The 23,752-nt window shown below is 67.0% G+C and carries 19 protein-coding genes; 13 read left to right on the top strand and 6 right to left on the bottom strand.

Annotated features, from left to right (window positions below; translation table 11 throughout):
* The first annotated feature begins 93 nt into the window (after positions 1 to 93).
* The 3 genes from SOM19_RS11715 to SOM19_RS11705 all read left to right on the top strand — a co-directional run bounded on the left by SOM19_RS11715 (position 94) and on the right by SOM19_RS11705 (position 6,168).
* Positions 94 to 1,224 (top strand): peptidoglycan-binding domain-containing protein, encoded by a 1,131-nt coding sequence (locus SOM19_RS11715; protein WP_320486783.1) that lies wholly within the window; start codon positions 94 to 96, stop codon positions 1,222 to 1,224.
* A 172-nt stretch (positions 1,225 to 1,396) separates the two neighbouring features.
* Positions 1,397 to 4,687, top strand: coding sequence for an nSTAND1 domain-containing NTPase (locus SOM19_RS11710; RefSeq protein ID WP_341850259.1), 3,291 nt, complete (start codon positions 1,397 to 1,399; stop codon positions 4,685 to 4,687).
* Positions 4,688 to 4,878: 191 nt separating this feature from the next.
* Positions 4,879 to 6,168, top strand: coding sequence for a vanadium-dependent haloperoxidase (locus tag SOM19_RS11705; protein WP_320486781.1), 1,290 nt, complete (start codon positions 4,879 to 4,881; stop codon positions 6,166 to 6,168).
* A gap of 98 nt (positions 6,169 to 6,266) precedes the next feature.
* On the opposite strand, the gene SOM19_RS11700 is transcribed toward SOM19_RS11705, so the two are convergent.
* On the bottom strand, positions 6,267 to 9,125 hold the full coding sequence (locus SOM19_RS11700) for an alpha-amylase family glycosyl hydrolase (protein ID WP_320486780.1): 2,859 nt from the start codon (positions 9,123 to 9,125) through the stop codon (positions 6,267 to 6,269).
* A gap of 69 nt (positions 9,126 to 9,194) precedes the next feature.
* Here SOM19_RS11700 and SOM19_RS11695 point away from each other — a divergent pair, with 69 nt between their 5' ends.
* From SOM19_RS11695 to SOM19_RS11660, 8 genes are all read left to right on the top strand, one after another.
* Complete coding sequence (locus SOM19_RS11695; RefSeq protein WP_320486779.1) at positions 9,195 to 10,214, top strand: LacI family DNA-binding transcriptional regulator; 1,020 nt, start codon at positions 9,195 to 9,197, stop codon at positions 10,212 to 10,214.
* A gap of 154 nt (positions 10,215 to 10,368) precedes the next feature.
* Positions 10,369 to 11,319 carry a helix-turn-helix domain-containing protein gene (locus SOM19_RS11690; protein ID WP_320486778.1) on the top strand — a complete coding sequence of 317 codons (951 nt, stop codon included), beginning with the start codon at positions 10,369 to 10,371 and terminating at the stop codon, positions 11,317 to 11,319.
* 268 nt (positions 11,320 to 11,587) lie between these two features.
* On the top strand, positions 11,588 to 12,463 hold the full coding sequence (locus SOM19_RS11685; protein ID WP_320486777.1) for a helix-turn-helix transcriptional regulator: 876 nt from the start codon (positions 11,588 to 11,590) through the stop codon (positions 12,461 to 12,463).
* A gap of 152 nt (positions 12,464 to 12,615) precedes the next feature.
* Complete coding sequence (locus SOM19_RS11680; RefSeq protein WP_320486776.1) at positions 12,616 to 13,443, top strand: alpha/beta fold hydrolase; 828 nt, start codon at positions 12,616 to 12,618, stop codon at positions 13,441 to 13,443.
* A gap of 24 nt (positions 13,444 to 13,467) precedes the next feature.
* Positions 13,468 to 14,301, top strand: coding sequence for an alpha/beta hydrolase (locus SOM19_RS11675; RefSeq protein ID WP_320486775.1), 834 nt, complete (start codon positions 13,468 to 13,470; stop codon positions 14,299 to 14,301).
* A 60-nt stretch (positions 14,302 to 14,361) separates the two neighbouring features.
* Positions 14,362 to 15,210, top strand: a complete 849-nt coding sequence (locus SOM19_RS11670; RefSeq protein ID WP_320486774.1) for an alpha/beta hydrolase — start codon at positions 14,362 to 14,364, stop codon at positions 15,208 to 15,210.
* Positions 15,211 to 15,278: 68 nt separating this feature from the next.
* Positions 15,279 to 15,869 carry a protoglobin domain-containing protein gene (locus tag SOM19_RS11665; RefSeq protein WP_320486773.1) on the top strand — a complete coding sequence of 197 codons (591 nt, stop codon included), beginning with the start codon at positions 15,279 to 15,281 and terminating at the stop codon, positions 15,867 to 15,869.
* Between the two features lie 162 nt (positions 15,870 to 16,031).
* Positions 16,032 to 17,255 (top strand): MFS transporter, encoded by a 1,224-nt coding sequence (locus SOM19_RS11660; protein ID WP_320487728.1) that lies wholly within the window; start codon positions 16,032 to 16,034, stop codon positions 17,253 to 17,255.
* Between the two features lie 19 nt (positions 17,256 to 17,274).
* On the opposite strand, the gene SOM19_RS11655 is transcribed toward SOM19_RS11660, so the two are convergent.
* The 4 genes from SOM19_RS11655 to SOM19_RS11640 are packed head-to-tail and all read right to left on the bottom strand — an operon-like array spanning position 17,275 to position 20,434.
* On the bottom strand, positions 17,275 to 18,189 hold the full coding sequence (locus SOM19_RS11655) for an ABC transporter substrate-binding protein (RefSeq protein ID WP_320486772.1): 915 nt from the start codon (positions 18,187 to 18,189) through the stop codon (positions 17,275 to 17,277).
* A gap of 24 nt (positions 18,190 to 18,213) precedes the next feature.
* Complete coding sequence (locus SOM19_RS11650; protein WP_320486771.1) at positions 18,214 to 18,942, bottom strand: ABC transporter permease; 729 nt, start codon at positions 18,940 to 18,942, stop codon at positions 18,214 to 18,216.
* Positions 18,939 to 19,613 carry an ABC transporter permease gene (locus tag SOM19_RS11645; protein WP_320486770.1) on the bottom strand — a complete coding sequence of 225 codons (675 nt, stop codon included), beginning with the start codon at positions 19,611 to 19,613 and terminating at the stop codon, positions 18,939 to 18,941. The genes SOM19_RS11650 and SOM19_RS11645 overlap by 4 nt, the downstream gene beginning before the upstream one ends.
* A complete protein-coding gene (locus SOM19_RS11640) occupies positions 19,610 to 20,434 on the bottom strand; it encodes an ABC transporter ATP-binding protein (RefSeq protein ID WP_320486769.1) in 825 nt (274 codons plus the stop codon). The genes SOM19_RS11645 and SOM19_RS11640 overlap by 4 nt, the downstream gene beginning before the upstream one ends.
* 161 nt (positions 20,435 to 20,595) lie before the next feature.
* On the opposite strand from SOM19_RS11640, the gene SOM19_RS11635 reads away from it, so the two are divergent.
* Positions 20,596 to 22,017, top strand: coding sequence for a dihydrolipoyl dehydrogenase family protein (locus tag SOM19_RS11635; RefSeq protein WP_320486768.1), 1,422 nt, complete (start codon positions 20,596 to 20,598; stop codon positions 22,015 to 22,017).
* A 60-nt stretch (positions 22,018 to 22,077) separates the two neighbouring features.
* Entirely contained in the window at positions 22,078 to 22,575 is a 498-nt protein-coding gene (locus SOM19_RS11630) for a DUF427 domain-containing protein (protein WP_320486767.1), read from the top strand.
* 7 nt (positions 22,576 to 22,582) lie between these two features.
* Here the strand turns inward: SOM19_RS11630 and SOM19_RS11625 are convergent, their stop codons facing one another.
* Complete coding sequence (locus tag SOM19_RS11625) at positions 22,583 to 23,752, bottom strand: thiolase family protein (RefSeq protein ID WP_320486766.1); 1,170 nt, start codon at positions 23,750 to 23,752, stop codon at positions 22,583 to 22,585.

Here is a 23,752-nt window from a genome sequence, read left to right as displayed (position 1 = left end):
GCGGGATCACTCCACCGGGGTGACGGCGATGCGGACGCCTGTGGATAGCGTGATCGCGTCGGCGCATGGCCGGACCGTGATAGGAGGCCACCGGTGAGAAGCAGGCACGCAAGGAAAGTCGCGGTTCGCGTCGCTGCCGCGCTGTGGGTCGGCCTGGCTGTGGTCGTGCTGGCGAGCTGCTCCGGCGAGGTCACCGATGTGGACAGAGCGAAGGCACGCGTGTCGGCCGAAGAGAAGAATGTCGCTCAAGCCGAGGCAGATCTCGCGTCGGCGGTGGAGAGCTTCTGCGGGACGAGCAGGACCTACATCACCGCGCTCGATCGGTACGGCGACATCCTCACAGACACGGCCCCGACGGTCGGGGACGTTCGAGACGCCGGCAGCGACCTGACGGACCTGCGCGATGACGCCTTCGACGGCGCGGAGGCCGCCGCGGCCGCGCAGCAGTCGCTCGTATCTGCTGAGCAGGAGCTGGCCACGGCGACCGCAGCCCTGGCGCTCGCCGAGGCGGGCACCCCTGCTCCTTCCGATGGAACCGGCTCGGAGCAGCCGCAGCCGACTCCTCTCGCACCCACAGCCTCTGTCGAACGGGTCAAACAAGCCGACGAGGAATTTTCTGCGGCACAGGACGCCACGACGGATGAGACGACACTGGCCGATGCGTCCGAGCAGTTCAACAGCGCAGCGGTCGCACTCGAGATGGCTTGGCTCCGGTTGTTCGCCGATGCCGGATGCATCCCTGACGAGCAGCAGCAGGCAGCGCTGGCGGCGGTGAGCGGGTACACGGCTTCGCTGCAGCAGAGCCTCGCCGATGCCGGACACTATGCCGGATCGGTGGACGGCATCTACGGCCCGGAAACCGTCTCGGCGGTCGAGGACCTGCAGAAGGCGAACGGCTTGCCGGTCACCGGCACGGTGGACAAGGCGACCGCCGAGGCGCTGAACTCCGAGCTGCTCGCGCTGGGTGGGGCCGCTGCGCAGGAAGCCGTCGCCTCGACAGCTGCTGTCCAGCAGACGCTCAAGCTCGCCGGATTCTGGGACGGGCCCGTCGACGGCACATGGACCCCGGCGCTGACCGAAGCGGTGAAGGCCTTCCAGACAGCTCTCGGCGTCGAACCGACCGGAAGCATCGACGCCAGCACGATTGCAGCCTTCAACGAGGCCATCGCCGAGCTCGCCGCCCCGGAACCGACACCGTCCGCGGAGCCGTCAGAGACTCCATAGCGGCCGGACCGCCTTCCTCCTCACGCCGGATGTTCGCGATGTCGCAGGTGGGAGCAGCTGTCTTGACGGATGTCGGCCCCGGGCGCACAGTGGCCCCATGGAGGTTCGCGTTCTTGGAGCGCTGACGCTCGAAGACGGCCGGATTGCGCTGACCCCGCGCGATCGTGCGGTGATGACTGCGCTCACGGTTCGTGTGGGTGCGCCGTTGTCGGCAGCTTCCCTCGCCGCCGCGCTCTGGGGCGAGGACCCGCCACCGTCGTGGTCCCACGTCGTTCCGGGGTGCATCATGCGGTTGCGCCGGCTCATCGCACCGGCCCGGATCGAAACCACCACGGACGGGTACCGTCTGCTCCCGGAGCATGTCGAGGTCGACGCGGAGCGCTTCGAGCGACTCATCGAGCGGGGTACGCAGCAGCTGGAGCTGGGTGAGCCCGAACGTGCCGCGCACTCGCTTGCCGAGGCGCTCGCGCTGTGGCGGGGCGAGCCCTTCGTCGAGCTCCCCGACTGGGAACCGGCTCGGATTGCGGCGGGTCGACTGGAGGAGATGCTCCTCGGCGTGGAAGAGCTGATTCTGGATGCGCGGCTTCAGGCGGGTGCGGTTCAGGAGGTCGCCGCATCGGCGCGCGCCCGCGTCGCGGAGGCGCCACTGCGCGAGCGGCGCTGGGTCGTGCTGAGCGTCGCCCAGTACCGCCAGGGCCGGCAAGCGGATGCGCTCGCCACGGTTCGCAGCGCACGGGGGCTGCTCGCCGCCGAGCTCGGACTTGATCCGTGCGTCGAGCTCGCTGAGCTGGAGCAGGCGATCCTGCGGCAGGATCCGTCGCTCCTGTGCGACCGGGTGTTCCGGGCCGCGAGCCCGGAGTGCCCGTATTTCGGTCTGCCTCCCGCGGGCATCGGGGACGCCGAGCGGTATTTCGGTCGCGAGCAGGAGCTTTCCGGAGCTGTTCGGGCGCTCGAAGAGCACGGGGTCCTTCTCGTCGCGGGGTCATCGGGCGTCGGCAAGTCCTCGTTCGTCCGGGCCGGGATCGGCGCACAGTTCAGCGCGCGCGGCAGGACGGTCGCGATCGTGACGCCCGGCGAGCATCCGATCGATTCCCTTCACGAGGTGGATGTCCCGCCTGGGGAGTCGCTGCTCATCGTCGATCAATGCGAGCAGGCGTTCGGCGCGGATGACCCCGCCGAGATCCGGGAGTTCTTCGACGCCCTGGCTCGAATGGTCTTCCGCGGAATGCTCGTCGTCGCGATCCGCGCCGACCGCCTCGGAGACCTGGCTGATCACGCGGGGTTCGCCGAGATCATCCAGTCGCACATGCTCATGCTCACCGCTCTGGGCACCGACGGACTCCGAGCGATGATCGAGAGGCCCGCAGAGCAGTCGGGGCTGATTCTCGAGCCGGGCCTGGTCGAGATACTCCTCCGCGACGCCGATGGAAGAACCCTTCCACTGCTCTCTCACGCCCTGCGTCAGGTGTGGTCTCGCCGGGAGGGTCGCGTTCTGACAGTCGACGGGTATCGGGCGTCCGGTGAGATCGACGGTGCGGTCGCGAAGACCGCGGAAGAGGTCTTCATGACGCTGACGGCGGAGGGCGCGCGGATGCTGCGTGACATCCTTCTGCGTCTCGTCGAGGCATCCGCGGACGGCGCGGTCATCTCTCGCCGCGTCGAACGCACGCGGATCGCGATCGACGATGCTCATGCGAAGATCGTCGATCGACTGGTCGACGCCCGCCTGCTCACGGCCGATGAGGAGTCCGTGCAGTTGTCGCACGAGGCGCTCGCACGGGAGTGGCCTCGGTTGGAGGAGTGGCTCGCCGACGATGTCGAGGGCCAGCGGATCATGCGACACCTCGGCTCCGCCTCCGCCGCCTGGGATGCAATGGAACGACCGGACAGTGAGCTCTACCGAGGAGGCCGACTCACAGCGGCTCAACAGTGGCGGGAAGCCGTCTGCCCCGCGCTCACAGGGGTCGAGCGGGAGTTCCTCGACGCCTCCGCAGCGAATGAGACCGCGGGACTGGCCGCCGCGCAGAACCAACTTCGCAAGGAACGCCGCATGGTGCGGCGACTGTCGTGGGCCTCGGCCGCCGCAGCCGGTCTCGCCATCGTGGCTGTCACGGCCGGCATCCTCGCGGGGCTCCAGGCGAATCTCGCCGCGACGGCGGCCGAGGCCCGGCGCGTCGCCGCACGCGCGCTCGACGAGCCGCACTTCGACCGAGCGCTTCTGCTCGCCGTCGAGGCCACCCGGCTCTGGGACAGTTCCGAGACACGCCTCAACCTCGTACGCGTCATCTCACGCGAACCCCGCGTGACGAGCATCCTCCACATACCGGACGAGGGGGTGGCCGCCTTGAGCATGTCGCTCGCCGAGGACGGCACCCGAGCATCGGTGATCGACAGCGAGCAGGGCGTCCGCCTCTTCGACCTCGACGCTCGCACGCAGCTCGGCGAATACTCGCCGTCCGGGCAGAGGGTGATGGCCTCGGCGATCGATCCCGCCACTGGGGCGGTCGGGTTCAGCGAGACATCCGACCCGTGCATCGAGGCCCCCTGCGATGTCGGGCGCTCGGGAACGCTCGATCTCGCCGCCGCGCACCGATCGGAAGTGAGGCCCTATGAGGGGCTGGATCAGTTGGCCGAAGATGTCGAGTACTCCGTCGACGGATCCCTGTTCGCCGCGCTTGCGCCCACACCGCCGGGTGGCGTCTCCCTCTGGTGGGGCGCCGTGGGGAACCTCAGGGGGCCGATCCTCCTGGATCTGGACGTGATCTTCCCCGACCCCTCGTCCGGCCAGGTCTTCCATTTCTGTGCCGTGAAGTTCTCTCCGGACGGCTCGCGGATGTATGTCAGCGGATCCAGGACGACCATCGTCCTCGAGACGGCGACGGGCGAGGAGCTCGATCGGATCGCCGGCAACGGGATCCTCGCGATCAGTCCGGATGGCCGCCGTATCGCCGTGCGAGACGGTGCACGCGCGGTTCGGATCGTCGACCCCTCGGGCGCCGCCGCACCCGTCACCGTCTCGTTGACGACATTTCCGTGGGCGGCCGACTTCGACCCCCGCCGCCCTCAACTCGCCATCGCAGGTGCAGGGGTCGTGGTGGCCAGCACCCTGACCGGCGAGGTCACCGAGACACTCGTGGGTCATGACGGGTGGATCACCGCGGCCGAGTTTCGACCGACGGGCGAGTTGGTCACGGCCGGAATCGACGGCGCGATCATCACCTGGAATCTCGGGGACTGGTCGGCCGACCTTCCCAGCCGTCTCGTCCTAGGGCACCAAGAGTGGCTGGAGCCCAATGAGCGCACCGTCATGGTCAAGGAGTTCGACGGGAGTTGGCAGCATGTCGTCGCCGAGCCGGCGGTCTGGCAGGAACGCGCGTGCCAGGTCGCGGGGCGGGCACTGACCCGGGACGAGTGGGAGGAGCTGCTCGGGGCGCGGCCCTACGCCCCGGCATGCCGCGAATGACTCCGCCGTCGGCTGCCGCCGATACAGGACTGATACACGGTCTCGGTTTAGTTGTTCGCGCACGCAACACCTACGAACCGAAGAGTCATCTGACGAGTCGCGAGCACAACTGTTCAGCTGCGGTCGCGTGGGACATGAGAGAAGGACGCATCATGCGACGAGGAGTACACAAGCGGACACGCGGCATAGCCGTGCTCGCTGCTCTCATCGCGCTGGTAGGAACAGCGCTCGGAGCCGCGCCCGCAGCAGCGCAACCGGAGCAATCCGATGCGGTGCGAGTCTGGAATCTCCATGCTTCGGACGCGCTGATAAATGCGCCTACCGCGGGCACTCCCGGCGCCGGTCAAGCGCCACCGGTTTCGCAGTTGCACCTCGCGATGGTGCAGGGTGCCGTCTACGACGCGGTCAACGCGATCGTCGGCGGATACCAGCCCTACCTGCCTGACCTTCCATCGGCGTCGCCGTCGGCTTCGCAGGAGGCCGCCGTCGCCACCGCCGCGCACCACGTGCTGGTCGGCTTGGGAATCGCACCCGTGCCGCCGCTGCCGCAGGGGGTCCGAGACCGGCTTGATGCCCTGTATGCCGCCTCGCTTGCAGCCATCCCCGACGGCGATGCCAAAACCGAGGGCATCGCGGCGGGGGCCGCCGCCGCAGCGGCCATGCTGGAAGCGCGGATGAATGACGGCCGTTTCGAGCCGCCGTTGACATGGCAGGTCGGCGCGGACCCCGGCGAGTGGCGTCCCACACTCCCGTTGTTCGCCAACGCCCTCGCATGGGTAGGCACGGTCGAACCGTTCACGCTCGAGAGCACATCGCAGTTCCGGACGAAAGGGCCGAATGCGCTCACCAGCGGCGCCTATGCGAAGGAGTACAACGAGGTCAAGGAAGTCGGGGCATTCGACGCTGCCCGCACTCCCGCGCAGACCGCTGAGGCCCTGTTCTACACGGTGCACCCGCCCGAATTGTTCAACCGCACGTTCCGGGTGATCTCCGAAGCTCAAGGACTCACGCTCGCCGAGGAGGCCCGCCTCTTCGCGACGTTGAACCTGACCACGGCTGACAGTGTCATCAACTGCTTCGATGACAAGGCGTTCTGGAACTTCTGGCGTCCCATCACCGCCATCCAGGAGGGCGACGATGACGGGAACCACAAGACCGTCGGCGATCCCGATTGGAGGCCGCTCGTCGACAATCCGCCGTACTCGGATCACCCGTCGGGATACAACTGCGTCTCGGCCGCTTACATGTACGCCGCCAAGGCCTTCTTCGGCACGAACAAGATGGACTTCAGCGTCGTGAAGACTGCTGCCGTGCCGGATGTGAAGCGCGACTACACGCGCTTCACGGGCGTGATCGACGACACCATCGACGCGCGTGTGATGCAGGGTCTCCACTTCCGGGAGGCCGAGGTCCAGGGTGCAAGGATCGGCAAGAACGTTGCCCGCTGGGTGGATGCGCACTTCTTCCAGCCAGTGAAGTGACATGCCCGCCCGCTGAGGCTTCGGCCCACACCGGGCGATGAAGTGGGGGCCGGCCCTTGCGGACCGACCCCCACTGCACAGTGTTCAGTTCGTGCGGATCACTTCGCGACCAACTCGAAGTTCAGCGTCGTGACGTTGCCCGCCACATCGATGACCTTCAGTTCGTTGCTTCCCAGCTGGCCGCCGAACTTGCCGACTCCGAGGTTGTTGACCACCACGGTCGTCCGGTCTGCCACGTCCTCCTCGATCCCATTCAGCACGAACCGATCGACCTTGCCGGCGTCGTACAGCTTGAAGAAGACCTTGCTGTACACCCCGTCCGAGCCCTTCGATGACGGCATCACGGTGATGGTGGGTGGGCTGACCAGGACTGAGCCGAATACGGCGGGCACAGTGATCGTGAGCTGACCGTCGTCAGCGGCCACGATCTCGCCCGTCAATGCATCGCTCATGACGATGTGCTCGTATCCGGCCGGGAGTGCAACGGTGACGTCTCGAGCAGCGCCGCTGTTGTTGAAGGCCGTCACGGCGAGCTCGCCTTCGTGCTCACGTGCAAGCACGATGACGTTGTCATCGGTGTACAGAGGTGCGCTTATCGAGCCGTGACGAAGCACATCGTGATCGTTGCGAAGGGCGATCAGCTCCTTGAAGTCGCCCAACAGCTCCGTATCCGGATTACCGCCCTGGTCGGCCCACGGGTACGTGCGCCGGTTCTGGGGGTCTGCGCCACCCGTCACCCCGACCTCGTCACCGTAGTAGACGCTCGGCGCGCCCGGGAAGGTCATCTGGAACAGGACAGACAGTCGCTGCCGCTGCTTGGCGGTCGCGATCGTCTCGGGAGAACTCGTTGCGCTGGTGTAGCCGAACTCGTGAAGCGCTCGGGTCGCGTCGTGCGTCGACGTGAGGTTCATCAGCGCGTAGAACACCTGGGACGGGTAGGCCTCCCGCATGAGCTCGATGTTCTCGTACACCTGTGCGGCGTTGCCGCCCTTTGCGAAGTTCAGCGCCGTGTCACGGAAGATGTAGTTCATCGTGGTGTCGAACGTGTCGCCCAGGAAGAACTGCGACGAGTCGAACCAGGTTTCCGCAACCGTCAGGGCATCGGGGTCATTCGCCTTGACGTTCGTTCGCCACTCTCGCCAGAACTCAGGACTCACCCACGGAGCCACATCCATACGCCAGCCGGATGAACCGCGGTTCAGCCAGGTGTCGGTGACCGAGTCTTCGTTTCGGAATGCGAAGTCCTTCCAGTCGTCGGACTCGGCAAGATCGGGCATCCCGGACCAGGAGGAGTACGACTGACCCGTGAACTGGTAGAAGCCCGCGTACGGGGATTCCGGGTGCACGCTGCCACCTTCGAAGGCTCCCACGCTGTCGTAGCGACCGAAGCGATCGAAGTAGACGCTGTCGGCACCGCTGTGGTTGAACGAAGCATCGATGATCACTCGGATGCCTCGATCCGCCGCCGCGGCGGTGAGCTGTTCGAACTGCTCGTTGGTGCCGAAGTTGTCGTCGATGCTCAGGTAGTTGCCGGTGTCGTACTTGTGATTGCTTCCGGCTTCGAAGATCGGAGTGGTGTAGATGGTGTTGACTCCGAGGTCTTCGAGGTAGTCGAGCTTCTCGATGACCCCCGCGAGGTCGCCGCCGAAGAAGTCGTTGTTCCAGCGGCTGTCGCCCCCCGTACCGGGCGTGAACGGATTCTCCACCCAGTTGGTGTGCAGTTCGATTGGACCGCCTTCGGTGGTGTCGACTCCGACCGCGGGGTCGTTGGACTTATCGCCGTTGCGGAACCGGTCGGGGAACATGTAATAGATGACCGAGTCCGCTGCCCACTCGGGAACCTCGAAGTCCGCGCTGTACACGGTCTGGCGGTAGCGCTGAATCTTGGCTTCGCTCTTCGGAGCGAACTTGATGGCCCCCACGCCGAACGTGCCCTTTTCGACCGTTTGATAGACGACGTTGTCGTTGTTTCCGTAGACGTACTCGCGACCGTTGATGGTGAGTTCGAAGTAGTACCCGTAGACGTTGATCGCGTCGAAGGTGTGCGTCGCGGTCCAGCGCTCGTGGCCGTCGGCTGCGCTCGTCGCCGACATCGGAATGCGCTCCGTGTCGAGGTACTGGATGTTCTCCTGGTTGGCGACGGATGTGCGGCGCGAGACGACGAGGTTTGCAGCGGTCACACCTGCCAGGGCGTCGAGGCTGTAGGTGACCTCGGTGCCCGGGTTGATCGCACCGTATGGCGCCTTGAACGCCTCATCTCTGGAGTCGAACTTCACACTGAGCGCAACCGGGTCGGTCACCGGTTCGACGACATATGGGTCGATTCGCAACGTCGGGGCTGTGGAGGACTGGGACACGTCGACCGTTGCCAGGTGCGTTCCCGCGAACGCGAAGGTCAGGTTGCCGCCACCGTTGGCCAGCGGCACCGCAACGCCGAGGGCCGGCTGTGCGCCGCCGCTGGGGCGCCCGAAGTTGGTGCCCGCCGTCCAGCCGGCATCGGCGACCTTGAACTGCTGCGAGCCGGTTGCCGTGAAGACGAGCTCGAAACGGTTGCACTCGTAGGTGAACTTGAAATCCGCGCTGGTCCCCCAGCCGTTCATGCCTCCACGAAGGTACAGATCTCTTGTGCCGTAGGGATTCTCGATGCAGTCCGCAGTGTTCGCGGATGCGGGCGGCGTTGCGGTCACGGTGAAGGAACCGACCAGCAGCGTCAGCGCGGCGGCCACCGCGACAAGCGCTCGGGGTCTTACTCGGGGCATCGTTTCTCCTTTGTAGCGATGGCTCAAGGGGCACACCGCCTCAGAGGATCCGGCGCCGCGCCTAGCGGGGGAAAACCCACTGCAAGCGTTTTCATACTGGCGCAGAGATCGCGCATGCGCAATAGTGAACTTGTGCGTGGACACGGGCCCGCCAGGGTCCGGAAGCGCTTGCGAAATGGCCTCCCGAAACTGCGACACGAAGGCGAGTCGGACTGATCCAGTCGCCCTCTCCTGCTGAGGGTGTCGGCACGATGAAAGAAGCATGGATTGGTCGGAATCGAAGAAGTCGCCGCGGACGCTGGGGTGTCCATCTCCACCGTCTCGCGAGCGCTGAACAGAGGCGATCAGGTCGCGAAGTCGACGCGCGAGCGCGTGGAAGAGGCTGCCGAGCGACTCGGCTACGTCCCGTCGGGGGTCGCCTCGAGTCTGGCCTCAGGGCGCATGCGCAACATCGGAGTCCTGATGCCCGAAATGGACCGCTGGTTCAGGTCGTCCGTGCTCGCGGGGATCGCATCGACCCTGGGCAAGCACGGATACGACCTGACCCTCTACACCTTCGCATCGAGCGCCGAGCAACGTCGCGACGTCTTCCACAAGTTTCTCCGCCGCCAGCGCCTCGACGGCGTCATCACGATCTCCATGGACATGTCACCCGACGAAACGCAGGAGCTCTCGCGGTTGAGACTGCCCGCGATCTCAGTCGGCGGTTCCAACTCCCGACGCGCGCCGCTGTCGGTAGACGACGTCTCGCTCGCACGATTGGCAACGGAGCACCTGATCGCACTCAACCACCGCGTCATCGGCCACATCGGGGGACTTGGCGACGCGGGAATCAACTGCGACGTGCCCGGCGATCGACAGCGTGGGTTCTCCCAGGCGATGGAAGCAGCCGGATTGCCGGCCCCCGCGAGCCTTTTCGAGCCGGCCGAGTTCACGATCGAGGCAGGACTGCGGGCCGCCAAGCAGCTGCTGGGCCGACCGGGCCAGCGCCCGACAGCCATCTTCGCGGCATGCGACGAGATCGCGATCGGCGCGATCATCGCCGCCCAGCAGTTGGGGTACCGCATCCCCGAGGACATCTCCGTCATCGGCATCGACGGGCACGAGCTCAGCGAGATCTACGCGCTGACGACCATCGATCAGTTTCCCCGGAGGCAAGGGGAACTGGCAGCGAACCTCATCCTCGAGGACGTGACGGCGTCCGACCGGTCGAGTGCTCGTACCGAAGAAACTGCCTTGCCGTATGAGTTGGCCGTGCGAGGCTCGACGCGGCTGCTCCACGACTAGCCGCGACCTTCCCACACGGTGAGGACATTTGGAATGTCTCTCCAACTTATTCATACGCGTCTGGCAACCGGAGCGATATGTTCTGTCATGGCGAGCGGCGAGCGCACCGGCTGGCGGCAAGAGCCCAGCTGGGTTTCGAGGAGGGCGCGGTGGCGTGACTGTCCTGCTAGACACTTCTCGATTCACCCCGGCCGAGCGCATCGAGCGGGTCTCCATCGCGCTGGAGTCCACAACGGCGCCGTGTCGCGTCAGTTTCACCGACCGGAGCCCCGTCAGCGTCCGGGTGTCCGCCTGGGATTGCGGGTCGGTGTCGTTTTGGCGAAACGAAGCGACGAGCATGCGGATGCGCCGCACCGAAGCGCATGTGCGACAGGACAGCGACGGGCGCGTGGCGATAGCCGTCCAGGAGCGTGGCGGGTCGGCCATCATGTACTCGAACTCGTCCCGCGTGGAGGACAGACACCCCGGTGACCTGATCCTTGCCGACCTCACTCTGCCCTACGAGTACGAACAGTCCACCGGGTCGGTGTTCTGTCTTTCCTTTCCCGGGGAGATGCTCGGACTCCGCGAGTCTGCCTACAGCGCGGCGGCGCATCGCTTGAAAGCCAGCCCGGTCTACGAGTTGATGCGGCGACACCTGCTGGGCATCGCGCGCGACCCGGAGACGCTGACTGCCAGTCATGGTGCTGTCGACCTCGGGCTGGCGAGCGTGAATCTCGCTCGCGCACTGATCGCCACCACGACGGTCGACCGCGGTTCGAAGGCATTCCTCGCGGACATCGCCGCCGCACGGATCACCGATTTCGTGGACCTGCACCTGGGGGACAGCGACCTGGACGCCGCGATGATCGGTCGGGCGCTGCACCTGTCGGAACGCACAATCTACAAGACGTGTGCGGACGCCGGCTTCCGGCTCGAGGACGACATCATCGCGCGCAGGCTGGCCCGTGCGCGTGCAGATCTCGAGTCGGCATCCCTCCGGGGCGAACCGATCGGTGCGATCGCTCATCGCTGGGGATTCAAGGATGCGAGCCACTTCAGCCGTCGATTCAGGGCTCGATACGGTTGCTCACCGCGCGAGTGGAGAGCAACCCACATCGCTTGAGCGGTCACGTCGCGCAGGGAGAGGCCATAACTCGCACGGACGGCACACCGGCTGACGTCCCCGGCTACTAGCGTGTGTCCCGTTCGTGGACCACCCGCGCTCGACCCGGAGGCCGCCATGCCATTCGCCACCATGCGGGCGGGAGGTGACGATGCCGACGTTCGACCTTCGGAGCATTCCCGTCGCGGACCGCAGAAGCTTCATTGACGAGGTTGCCCTGGGGTCGTCCGTCCCTTTTCATGCGGGTGCGCACAACCCTGCCCGACCGATGGAGTTCTCTCACTCCTCGACCTACTTCGGCGACATCGAGGCCGCAAAAACCAAGTTCGGGAACTGGGAGGGCTCGCGCACTGCACGGCAGGCCCGCGATTCCACGGAACCGCGGGTCATCATCTCGGTGACCTCGGGTCTCGACCTTGAACAGGGCGAGTCGCAGGTGCCCCGCGGTCGACTGTCCGTCGTGCCGTATTGGAGCATCGAGCCGTGGCGTGCCGTCGTGAGGGACCAGGCGACGAGCCACCAGGCGCTCACGGTGCCGATCGCCTCCCTCGGCTTGCCGTTCTCGATGATGCGCGGCCTGATGGGGCGCGATATTTCTTCCAGTCCCTTCGGCAAGACGATCACGGCACACGTCAAGGTCCTCAACCATCTCCCCGAGCTGAGCCTCACCCGCTCCGCGGTCCTGGCGCCACCGACGATCGACATCGTTCGACTTGCGTTCGCAGCCGCCGCCGGCGACGAGTTTCTCGGCCGTGAGCCCCTCGCGCGGACCCTGGGGCTCCGGGCGCTCGCGTTTCTCCGCCTGCACGCCGACGATGCGCGATTGACGATGCGCGACGTGGCGGACGGGCTCGGAGTCTCACGCAGAACGCTGTTCCGCGCCTTCGCGGAGTTGGGTGTCTCAGCTCAGGACTGGCTGCGCGAGGAGCGACTTCTCCGCGCTGCCGCGATGCTCCAATCAGGCTTCACTCATCTCGCGGTATCCGCGGTGGCCCGCCAGTGCGGATTCTCCGATCACTCCTCCTTCTCAAGGGCGTTTCGGCACAGGTTCGGGTGCGCTCCTTCGGAGTGGCAGCTGCTGCCACCACTCTCGCGCGCTGAGCTCGAGCGCCGAACAGTCCTCTCGCCGCTCGACACGGTCTAGCGTGGGCGCCTCCGTTCCGACGTGGCACTCCCTGCACAGGAGATCGCACTCTGGGTGAAGGCGCCACCCGCGGTCCGCTCAATAGCGTTTCCCCATCGCGGGCGAGCCATCCTCTGGCTCCGCTGATGCACCGCGGGAGGGAGCGCTCCGAAATGGGTTACATCGCCACGGATGACGGCACGCAGATCTTCTTCAAGGACTGGGGACCAGCAGATGGACCCGTCATCCTGCTCAGCCACGGCTGGCCGCTCAACTCCGACGCGTGGGAAGCCACGGCGCTGCACTTCGCGGCGCAGGGCTTCCGAGCCATCGCTCACGACCGGCGGGGTCACGGCAAGTCGTCGCAGACCTGGAGCGGCAACGAGATGGACACGTACGCCGACGATCTCGCCGCGCTCATCGAACACCTCGATCTGAGCGAAATCGTGCTCGTCGGACACTCCACCGGCGGCGGAGAGATCGCCCACTACGTCGGCCGGCACGGCTCCAGCCGCGTCTCCAAGGTCGTCCTCGTCTCTGCAGTGCCGCCGATGATGGTGAAGACCGATGACAACCCGCACGGTGCGCCGATCGAGACCTTCGACGGGATCCGTGCCGGGGAAGCTGCCAACCGCTCGCAGCTCTACCGCGATCTCGCCGACGGGCCGTTCTTCGGCAACAACCGCACCGGGGAAGTGCCGCAGGGGACGCGCGACGCATTCTGGCTGCAGGGGCTCGCTTCGGGCACCCGCAACGCATACGAGTGCATCGCCGCGTTCTCCGCAACCGACTTCCGGCCTGACCTCGCGAAGATCGACGTTCCCACGCTGATCATCCACGGCGACGACGACCAGATCGTCCCCTTCGACATCAGCGGCCGGTTGTCGGCGGAGCTTGTCCCGAACGCGCAACTGCTCGTCTACGAGGGCGGCGCACATGGTCTTCCGGACACCGAACGACAGCGCCTCCACGCTGACCTGCTCCGCTTCATCCGCTCTTAACCCGAATCTGAAGGCGAGAATCTCATGAACGACAAGCCCCCCATCGTCCTCGTTCATGGACTGTGGATGACCACATCCAGCTGGGACACCTGGGCCGACCGGTATCGCGCCCAAGGCCACGAGGTCATCGTGCCGGGATGGCCGGGGATCGGGGACCGAACCCCGCGGGACGTGCGCCGCAACCCCAAGGCGCTCGAAGGTCGCACGATCACCGAGATCGTCGACTCCTACGACCGCATTGTCCGCGCCCTCCCGGAACCGCCCATCATCATGGGTCACTCCTTCGGCGGCATCTTCATCCAGATGCTCCTGGATCGTGGACTCGGTCTCGCCGGGGTGGGCGTGGAACCCGGGCAGCCCGCCGGCGTACTCGCACTGCCATGGTCGACCCTTCGGACCGGGCTTCCGATTCTGGCCAACCCGTTCCGCATCAACAAGGCGAGCAGGTTCTCCCAGCGGCACTTCCACTACACGTTCGGCAACGACCTCACCCGCCCTGAATCCGACAGGGAGTGGGAAGCGAGCGCGATCAACTCCGTGAACCGGGTGTTCTTCGAGGGAGTGCTGTCCCTGCCCAAAGAGAAGACCGGCATCACCAAGGTCGACTTCCACAAGCCCGGCCGTGCCCCCCTGCTGCTGATCTCCGGCGGAATCGACCACGTCGCCCCGCCGGCGATCCAGAAGGCCACGCTTCGGAAGTACCAGGCCGGTCCGTCGGTGGTCGAACGGATCGAGTTCCCGGGGCGCACGCACCGGATCGTCAGTCAGGACGGCTGGGAGGAAGTCGCCGACTACGCACTGAAGTGGGCGCTCACTCAGTCCGCGGCCACCAAGCCCGACACGGCGACGAACCGTTAGCCCGAGACGCGGCCCCTGGTCTGATCCACCACCGCAAGTCCAACCCCGGAAGGAATCATCATGGTCAAATTCACGCGGAGGGGTCTCACAGCACTCGCCGTCGCGGCTGCATTCTCCCTCGTCGCCCTGGCCGGAGCGACACTGCCCGCAACCGCAGCGACCACCGCAGAAGCGCACGCGGTAAAGCAGGTCGGCGTGGCCACCGCAGCTAAGCCCACCATCGTGCTTGTGCACGGCGCTTTCGCCGACTCCAGCGGTTGGAGCCTTGTCTCGACGGCTCTGCAGGCAAAGGGATACCCGGTCATCGCGTTCTCCAACCCGCTCCGCGGCCCGCTGTCCGACGGCGAGTACCTGCGCCAGTTCCTCAGCACCATCAGCGGACCCCTCGTCCTCGTCGGGCACTCCTACGGCGGCGCGGTGATCACCAACGCGGCCACCGGAAACCCCAACGTCAAGTCGCTCGTCTACATCGCCGCCTACGCACTGGCCGAAGGGGAGTCGGTCCAAGCTGCGAACGCGCTCGGCGGCGGCCACACAGAAGTGACTGACCACCTCATCCTCCGCCCCTTCCCCGGCGCCACCGCAGGGGACGGCGACGCATACATCGACCCGGCCTTCTTCCCGCAGCTGTTCGCACAGGACCTGCCCAAGCTGGTCGCCCAGAACATGGCCGGCTCACAGCGACCCGGGGCTCTCGCATCCCTCGTCACACCGTCCGGACCGGCGGCCTGGGAATCGATCCCGAGCTGGTACATGGTCGCCAGCAACGACCGCATCATCCCACCCGAAGCCGAACGAGCCATGGCCGCACGCGCCAACGCCAAGACGGTCGAAGTGAAGAGCTCACACGTGCCGATGATCAGCCAGCCTCTCAAGGTGATCTCCCTCATCCTCGACGCCTCGAAGTAGCAGGACCGGGTGCTGGTCGCCGCACTCCGCGGCGACCAGCACAGTCACCGCCTACGACAAGGACCGCGATGGTGCGCTCAGACCCTGCCGGCTACACCTACGGCCAGCCCCAAGTACCGGCATCGCCGGTCGCCCTTCACGAGCTCGCCCAGCTCATGGAATCGGTGCAGTGGTCGCCCGCCGATGACCTCGCCCTCCGTCGTGCGGGCGCGATCCTCGCTCCCCGAACCGACGAAATCGTCGATGTCTGGTACCGGTTCATCGAGGACAGCCCACATCTGGTCTCGACCTTCGTCGGGAAAGACGGCACCCCTGACCCCGAGTACATCCGCGCCGTCCGGCGGCGCTTCGCCCGATGGATCGATGACCTCTGCAACCGCCCTTACGACGAGACGTGGCTGGCCTACCAAGAGGAGATCGCCCGCCGCCACCACCTCAGCGGCAAGAACACGACCGACGGCATCGAGTCGATGTCCGGGCACATTCCGCTGCGGCACGTTATCGCCTTGATCACGCCCATCACGCTCACGCTCCGTCCGTTCCTCCAGAGCGGATCGACCGGCGCTGACGACCTCCAGCAGATGCTGGACGCCTGGCTGAAAGCTGTCACACTCACCGTCGCCTTGTGGGCTCGGCCATACAACGAGACCCTCTGGTAGCAGGGCCCACCGAACACCGGGTTCCGGGTGTCGGCTCAGCGCGGTACTGTCGCGATGTCGTCAAACGATCCCGTGGAAAGAGGCGGTACCGCCATCGCCAGCATCAACGCCGCACCGTCGTTGCCGACTCCACGCAGGGTGCAGGGAACGTACTACACCCTCATGCTCGGCAACACGCTTGCCGCGTCGTTCATCTGGGGCATCAACACGCTGTTCCTGCTCGACGCCGGGCTATCGAACTTCGAGGCCTTCTCTGCGAACGCATTCTTCACCGCGGGGATGCTGATATTCGAGATCCCGACAGGAGTCGTCGCCGACACGGTCGGGCGTCGGGCGTCGTACCTGCTGGGCACGGTCACACTCGCGGTGACGACCGTCATGTACTGGCTCCTCTGGGTCTGGCATTCGCCGTTCTGGGCCTGGGCCGTCGTGTCGGTGCTTCTGGGCCTGGGCTTCACCTTCTTCTCCGGCGCGGTGGATGCCTGGCTCGTCGATGCCCTGAAGGCGACGCGCTACGAAGGCAGCCTCGAGACCGTCTTCGGCCGGGCCCAGATCGTCGGCGGCATCGCGATGCTGTCAGGATCAGTGCTCGGCGGCGTGATCGCCCAGGCGACCAACCTCGGTGTGCCGTTCCTGATCCGGGGAGCAATTCTGCTCATGATGTTCGTCGTCGCCGCCCTCCTGATGCGCGACCTCGGCTTCACGCCGGATCGCAGCGAGGGCCCCCTGCGAGCCACGCGCACCGTCTTCCGGGCCTCGGTGCGGTATGGACTCGGTGATCCGCCCGTGCGGTGGCTGATGCTCGCGAGTCCCTTCATCGCAGGCGTCGGCATCTACGTCTTCTATGCCCTGCAGCCCTACCTGCTGGAGTTGTGGGGAGACGAACAGGCGTACACGATCGCCGGACTTGCAGCTGCGCTCATCTCAGGCGCCTCGATCCTCGGAGGTGCGATCGCTCCCTGGGTGAGAAGGCTCTTCCGCCGCCGGACGTCGACACTCCTGCTCTCGGCGATCACGAGCGTCCTCGTCCTGATCGGGCTCGGGCTCGTGCAGAACTTCTGGTTCGCGGTCTTCCTGGTCGCACTCTGGGGCATCGCCTCCGCAATCGATGATCCCGTGCATCGCGCCTACCTCAACGACATGATCCCGTCGAAGCAGCGTGCGACCGTCCTCTCATTCGACTCGTTGATGGGCTCGGCGGGCGGAGTCGTCTTCCAGCCGGTGCTCGGACGAGCTGCGGATGTCGGGGGCTACGGCGCGTCGATGATCTGGAGCGGGGTGATCTCGGCGGCAGCCATTCCCTTCGTGCTGCTCAGCAGGGGCCGGCGCCCCGCGGCCGACACAGCTCGCGAAGTCACCACCCAGGCGGGCGACCAGGACGACTGAGCCGCGGGTCGAGCTCCAATCACCCCAGGCCGTTCTCCGAGAGCCAGGCGGCGGCGATGTCCTGCGGCGACATCTCGTCGGTCGTCGACTGCACATTCAGCGAGACGAGTCCCTCCGGGGTGAGCGCGGCGCTCACGGCGTTGATGACATCCTCGATCTCACCGGCGATGTCGGTGCTGACGACCGGCACGACGTTGGAGGCGAGGAACAGGCCTTCCGGATCGTCGAGCGTCACGAGGTCCTTCGTCTTGATGAGCGGGTCGGCGCTGTACACGTTCGCAACCTGGATGTTGCCGGCGACGAGTTCGTCGACCGTCGTGTCGCCGGTCGCGCTGAAAGCGACATCCACCCCGTACACGCTCTTCAGCCCTGCGGGCCCGTAGGGGCGCTCCTCGAGCTCCGGCGCACCGCCGAGCACCAGGCCGTCGATGCCGGCGAGGTCGCCGATCGTTGTCAGGCTGTTCTCCGCCGCGAAGTCCGCGGTCACGTTGTACGAGTCCTGATCCGTCGCCGTTGACTGGTCGAGCACGGTGAGCCCGTCGGGGAGTGCGTCCTGAAGCGCGGCGTAGACGTCGTCGGGGGTGGTCGCCGTGGTCTCGGGCTCGAAGAACTGCAGAAGGTTGCCGGTGTACTCCGGGAACAGGTCGATCGACCCGTCTTCGAGCGACGGGATGTACGCGTCGCGCTGGCCGATGTTGAAGTTTCGCTCGACCTCGAAGTCGGCAGCCTCGAGCGCCTGCGCATAGATCTCGGCGATGATCTCGTTCGAGTAGTACGCCTGCGAGCCGATGACGATCGCCGAGGACTCGCTCGGCTGATCGCCGGCTCCGCCGTCGCCGGAAAGCGGGTCGCTCGAGGCGCAGCCTGCCAAGGCGAGTGCGGTGATCGCGGTCGCGCTGAGGGCGAGCGCGACTCGGGTGCGTGCTGTGGACATGGTCAACCTCCGTGGTGGTGAGAGTCAGGCGGCATTCGCGACAGTGGGCGAAGTGGCCGCGGCGGTGCGGTGGGTGGTGCGCGTCCTCGCGGTGACTCCGCGAGGGACGACGAGGCGCTGCAGCAGGGCGAAGACAGCGTCCAGCACGAGCGCGAGAGCGATGACGACGATCGATGCGCCGAGGATCTCGGGGAAGTCGCGGAGCGCGATTCCCTGGATGATGTAGTAGCCGAGACCGCCGAGTCCCACGTAGGCGGCTATCGTCACTGTGGCCACGACTTGCAGTGTGGCCGTGCGCAGGCCGCCGATGAGCAGGGGCAGCCCGAGGGGTACCTCGATCTTCCACAGGACCTGCGACGGCGTCATGCCCATCGCCACTCCCGCGCGTACGACCGTCCGGTCGATGGCCTCGAACCCGGCGTAGGCGCCGGCGAGGATCGACGGGATCGCGAGCAGGACGAACGCCACGACAGCGGCCTCGGTCTTGAGGTTCACGCCCAGGAGCAGGACCAGCAGCACGATGAGTCCGAGCGAAGGCAATGCGCGTGCTGCTCCGGCAAGGAAGACGGCGAACTCGCGACCGCGACCGGTGTGGCCTATGGTCCAGCCGATCGGGATGGCGATGAGGGCCGCGATCAGCACGGAGCCGAAGGTGAACGCAAGATGCTGGGCGATCGCCGTCGGCAGCGGCAGCGATCCGGTGAGCTGCTCGGGGGAGAAGATCCAGGCCAACGCCTCGAGGAAGTAGTTCACACGCTCACCGCCCGGAGGGCGCGCTCGGCGCGTGTCGGTCGTCGCCGATTCCACGGCATCAGCGCTCGGCCTACGACGACGAGCACCAGATCGATGATCACGGCGATGAGGACGACCGCCACCACCCCCGCGAGCACCTCCGCGATGATGCGCCGCTGCGAACCGTTGGTGAAGAGGTAGCCGAGGTTCTCTACGCCGATGAGGATGCCGACGGTCGCAAGGGCGATCGTCGAGGACGCCGTGACCCGGAGGCCGGCGAGCAGCACGGGACCGGCGAGCGGGAAGTCCACGGTCCAGAACCGCCGCCACGGTCCGAACCCGACCGCGACGGCCGCCGCGCGTGTGACGGGGTCGACGGAAACGAGCGCGTCCGTGACCGATCTCGTCATGATGGCGACCGCGTAGATGGTCAGCGCGACGATGAGATTCGTCTCCGACAGGAACGGGATGCCGAACGCTGCGGCGAGGACGGCGAAGAGGCCGAGTGACGGGATGGTGTAGAGCAGTCCCACGGTCGCCAGCGTCGGACCGCGCAGCCTCGTGTAGCGGAACGCCGCCCAGCCGATGGGCAGGGCGACCACGAACCCCAGCACGATCGCGACAAGGCTCTGCCTGAGGTGATCGAGGCTGAGCGCCCAGATCAGGTCGAGGTTGTCGAGCACCCAGCTCATGTGCCGTCCTCCACGAGCACCCCCTGCGTGCGGCCGGCGAAGTCGACCACGACCGCGCCGTGCGGAGTCTCTTTGCGACGTAGGGCCCGCGTGCCTTTGTCGGCCCCGATGAAGCTGGCCACGAAGTCGTTCGCCGGGTTCTCGGTGATCTCGTCCGGCGTGCCCTGCTGGGCGATCTTCGCCCCCTTCTGCAGGATCACGACCTGATCGCCCAGCAGGAAGGCCTCGTCGATGTCGTGCGTGACGAAGACGATGGTCTTGTCGAGTTCGCGCTGCAGGCGCAGAGTCTCGGTCTGCAGCTCTTTGCGCACGATCGGGTCGACGGCCCCGAACGGTTCGTCCATCAGCAGGATGTTCGGGTCGACGGCGAGGCCGCGCGCGACGCCCACCCGCTGCTGCTGCCCACCGGACAGCTGACTCGGATAACGTTCGGCGAGCGACCGGTCGAGGCCTACGACATCCATCAGCTCGAAGGCGCGCTCGCGAGCGGTCTTGCGCGCGACGCCGGTGAGCACCGGCACGGTCGCGATGTTGTCGAGGGCCGTGAAGTGCGGCAGCAGGCCGGCGTTCTGCAGCACGTACCCGATCCCGCGCCGCAGCTTGACCGGATCACTGCCGGCGATCGACTCTCCATCGATGGTGATCTCACCGCCCGTCGGCTCGACCAGACGGTTGATCATCTGCAGCAGCGTCGTCTTGCCGCACCCCGACGAGCCCACCAGGACGGTGGTCTTGTGAGCAGGGATGACGAGGCTGAAGTCGTCGACCGCAACGGTGCCATCGGCGAAACGCTTCGTGACTGATCGGAACTCGATCGCCATGATGTCCTTTCGGCGGTTTTCCAGCCTTCCACAGGTCTCGGACACCGGGGCGGAATCGTCGCAGGGTTGCACTTTCGTGGTCCGTGCTCTATTCGGAGCCCTGCCGCGAACGGATTGTCAATCCCGCTCGGAGCTCGACAAGCGGCGATACCGTGGAACGCATGGCCACTCGCGAGTACGACCTCATCGTCATCGGCGCCGGCCCCGTCGGCCAGAACATCGCCGATCGGGCGAAGCAGGGCGGCGTGTCGGTCGTCGTCGTCGAGAGCGAACTCGTCGGCGGTGAGTGCTCGTACTGGGCCTGCATCCCGTCGAAGACGCTGCTGCGCAGCGGTGCCGCTCTCCGCGCCGCCCGCGATGTCGAGGGCGCCCGGCAGGCGGTGACCGGCCCTGTCGATGTCGCGGCCGCCCTGAAGCGCCGCGACGGGATGGTCCGCGAGTGGAATGACACGCCGGAGGCCGAGTGGCTGCGCAAGGCGGAGATCGACCTCGTGCGCGGTCACGCCCGGCTCGCGGGCGAGCGACAGGTGATCGTCGACAGCGCTGACGGCGGTGAGCCGGTCACCCTTGTGGCACGGCACGCGGTGGCGTTGTCGACGGGATCAGCGCCGCTGCTTCCCGACATCCCCGGGCTGAAGGATGTCGCCCCCTGGACGAGTCGCGACGCCACCGGTGTGCGGAAAGTACCGGCATCTCTCGCGATCATGGGCGGCGGTGTCGTCGGCTGCGAGATGGCGACGCTCTACACGTCGTTCGGATGCGAGGTCACGCTCATCGCCCGCTCGGGCCTGCTCGGCTCGATGGAGCCGTTCGCGGGCGAGGCGGTCGCTGAGGCGCTGCGCCAGGCGGGAGCCGAGGTTCGCACCGGCGTCGAGGTCGAGGGCATGTCGCGCGAGGACCGCGGCGACGTGGTGCTCGCGTTGTCCGATGGGTCGCAGGTCCGCGCCGCCGAGGTGCTGGTGGCGACCGGACGCGTGCCGCGGACAGGTGACCTGGGACTCGAGAGCATCGGGCTGGAGCCCGGAACCTGGCTCGACGTGGACGACACCCTCCGCGTGCGCGGCATCGACTGGCTGTACGCGGTCGGGGACGTCAACCACCGGGCCCTTCTCACCCATCAGGGAAAGTACCAGGCGCGGGCGGCGGGCGACGTGATCGCGGCCCGAGCGCTCGGCCACGACGTGGACGACGCACCATGGGGCACACACGTCGCCACGGCCGATCATTCCGCCGTCCCCCAGGTGACCTTCACCGACCCCGAGATCGCGTCCGTGGGCCACACGGAATCATCGGCGCGGGCGTCGGGCATCGACATCCGGGTCGTCGACTACGACCTGTCATGGGTCTCGGGCGCAAGCATCTACGCCGACCACTACCGCGGTCAGGCGCGGGCGATCATCGACGAGGAGCGCCGAGTGCTCGTCGGGGCCACCTTCGTCGGGCCCGACACCGCGGAGCTGCTGCACGCCGCGACCATCGCGGTGGTCGGCGAGGTGCCGATCGAGCGCCTCTGGCACGCTGTACCCGCGTTTCCGACGGTCAGTGAGGTGTGGCTGCGCTGGCTCGAGGAGATCGGCCGCTAGGGCGGCACGACGCCATCTCGCAGCGGCCCGCACCGTCCGTGGGGCGCTTACGCTCATACGATGGCCCATCCCGTCCCCGATCCGATCGCTCCTGGCCAGGAGTCGGTGTGGGACTATCCACGACCACCGCGCATCGAGCGGGTCACGAATCGGGTGGTGATCCGCCTCGGAGGCGAGGTCATCGTGGACACCGATGACGTCGTGCGTGTGCTCGAGACGAGCCATCCGCCCGTCTACTACCTGCCGATCGCTTCGTTCGCAGACGGTGCGCTCAGCGACGCGGAGGGCAGCTCCTACTGCGAGTTCAAGGGCTCGGCCCGCTACCTCGACATTCGGGGAGGCGGGGCGACCGCTTCGAGGGCCGCCTGGAACTACCCGCGCCCGTCGGACGGGTACGAGGCCCTCGCCGGACGCGTGGCGGTGTACGCGCGGCAGATGGACTCCTGCGAGGTGGACGGCGAACTGGTCACGCCGCAGCCCGGGCGGTTCTACGGAGGCTGGATCACTTCGTGGGTCGTGGGTCCGTTCAAGGGCGACACGGGGTCCATCGGCTGGTAGGACTCCACTAGCGCTCGATCACGACCGCGAGCCCTTGCCCCACCCCGATGCACAGCGCCGCGACGGCGACGCCGCCTCCGCGCCTGCGCAGCTCGTGAGCGGCGTGGCCGATGATCCGCCCGCCCGAGGCGCCGAGCGGATGGCCGATCGCGATCGCGCCGCCGTGGATGTTCACGCGCTCCGGGTCGAGGTCGGGCCATCCGGACAGGCACGCGAGCGACTGCGACGCGAAGGCCTCGTTGAGCTCGACCACGTCGACGTCTGTCCACGTCCGCCCGGCGCGGGCGAGGGCGCGGTTCGCCGCCTCCACGGGTGCGACCCCGAACACGTCCGGATCGTTGCCGAACACGCCGCGGCCGGTGATGCGGGCGAGGGGCTCCGCGTCGAGCGCGCCCTCGACGCCGAGCAGGACGGCGGAGGCTCCGTCGTTGATCGGCGACGAGTTGCCGGCGGTGACCGTCCCGTCGGCGGCGAACAGGGCCTTGAGCCCGCCGAGCTTCTCGAGTGTCGTGTCGTCGCGAATGCCCTCGTCCCGCGTCAGGGGGGCGCCCGGCACCTGCACGACCTCATCGTCGTAGGCGCCGTCGGCCCACGCGGCGGCGGCCAATCGATGGCTCCGCAGCGCGAACGCGTCCTGCGCCTCGCGCGAGATGCCGTAGAGGCCCGCGAGCTTCTCGGCGGACTCGCCGTTGGAGATCGTCCACGGCGCCGGCAGCGCCGGGTTCGTCATCCGCCACCCGATCGCGGTGTTCCACAGCGTCTGGTTGCCCACTGCCGGCCAGGGCCTCGGCGACTTCTCGACCACGTAGGGAGCGCGGCTCATCGACTCGACGCCGCCCGTCAGCACGACCTCGGCGTCGCCCGCCTCGATCGCGCGCGACCCCTGAATGACCGCTTCCACCGACGAGCCGCAGAGGCGGTTCACGGTCGCTCCGGGCACCGTGGTCGGAAACCCTGCGAGCAGCGCGCCGAAGCGGGCGACGTTGCGGTTGTCCTCGCCGGCCTGGTTGGCGTCGCCGAAGAGGACGTCGTCGATGCGGGCGGGGTCGAGGCCGGAGCGCTCGACGGCCGCTCTCATGACGAGGGCGGCGAGGTCGTCCGGCCGGGTGCCGGCGAGGGCTCCTCCCGCCCGTCCGAAGGGCGTGCGGACGGCGTCGTAGATGTAAGCGGCAGGCAT

The sequence above is a fragment of the Microbacterium sp. CFBP9034 genome (genome assembly GCF_034045255.1).
GTDB lineage: Bacteria > Actinomycetota > Actinomycetes > Actinomycetales > Microbacteriaceae > Microbacterium.
The sequence above is the reverse complement of the archived record's forward strand: the minus strand, read 5'-3'. Positions and strand labels throughout refer to the sequence as shown.

What these genes read in the sequence shown, in the direction of transcription:
- SOM19_RS11710 (WP_341850259.1), top strand. Translation starts at nt 1,397, where the DNA reads ATGACTGCGCTCACGGTTCGTGTGGGTGCGCCGTTGTCGGCAGCTTCC.
- SOM19_RS11685 (WP_320486777.1), top strand. Translation starts at nt 11,588, where the DNA reads ATGGAGTTCTCTCACTCCTCGACCTACTTCGGCGACATCGAGGCCGCA.
- SOM19_RS11680 (WP_320486776.1), top strand. Translation starts at nt 12,616, where the DNA reads ATGGGTTACATCGCCACGGATGACGGCACGCAGATCTTCTTCAAGGAC.
- SOM19_RS11675 (WP_320486775.1), top strand. Translation starts at nt 13,468, where the DNA reads ATGAACGACAAGCCCCCCATCGTCCTCGTTCATGGACTGTGGATGACC.
- SOM19_RS11670 (WP_320486774.1), top strand. Translation starts at nt 14,362, where the DNA reads ATGGTCAAATTCACGCGGAGGGGTCTCACAGCACTCGCCGTCGCGGCT.
- SOM19_RS11665 (WP_320486773.1), top strand. Translation starts at nt 15,279, where the DNA reads ATGGTGCGCTCAGACCCTGCCGGCTACACCTACGGCCAGCCCCAAGTA.
- SOM19_RS11660 (WP_320487728.1), top strand. Translation starts at nt 16,032, where the DNA reads ATGCTCGGCAACACGCTTGCCGCGTCGTTCATCTGGGGCATCAACACG.
- SOM19_RS11655 (WP_320486772.1), bottom strand. Translation starts at nt 18,189, where the DNA reads ATGTCCACAGCACGCACCCGAGTCGCGCTCGCCCTCAGCGCGACCGCG.
- SOM19_RS11645 (WP_320486770.1), bottom strand. Translation starts at nt 19,613, where the DNA reads ATGAGCTGGGTGCTCGACAACCTCGACCTGATCTGGGCGCTCAGCCTC.
- SOM19_RS11640 (WP_320486769.1), bottom strand. Translation starts at nt 20,434, where the DNA reads ATGGCGATCGAGTTCCGATCAGTCACGAAGCGTTTCGCCGATGGCACC.
- SOM19_RS11635 (WP_320486768.1), top strand. Translation starts at nt 20,596, where the DNA reads ATGGCCACTCGCGAGTACGACCTCATCGTCATCGGCGCCGGCCCCGTC.
- SOM19_RS11630 (WP_320486767.1), top strand. Translation starts at nt 22,078, where the DNA reads ATGGCCCATCCCGTCCCCGATCCGATCGCTCCTGGCCAGGAGTCGGTG.
- SOM19_RS11625 (WP_320486766.1), bottom strand. Translation starts at nt 23,752, where the DNA reads ATGCCTGCCGCTTACATCTACGACGCCGTCCGCACGCCCTTCGGACGG.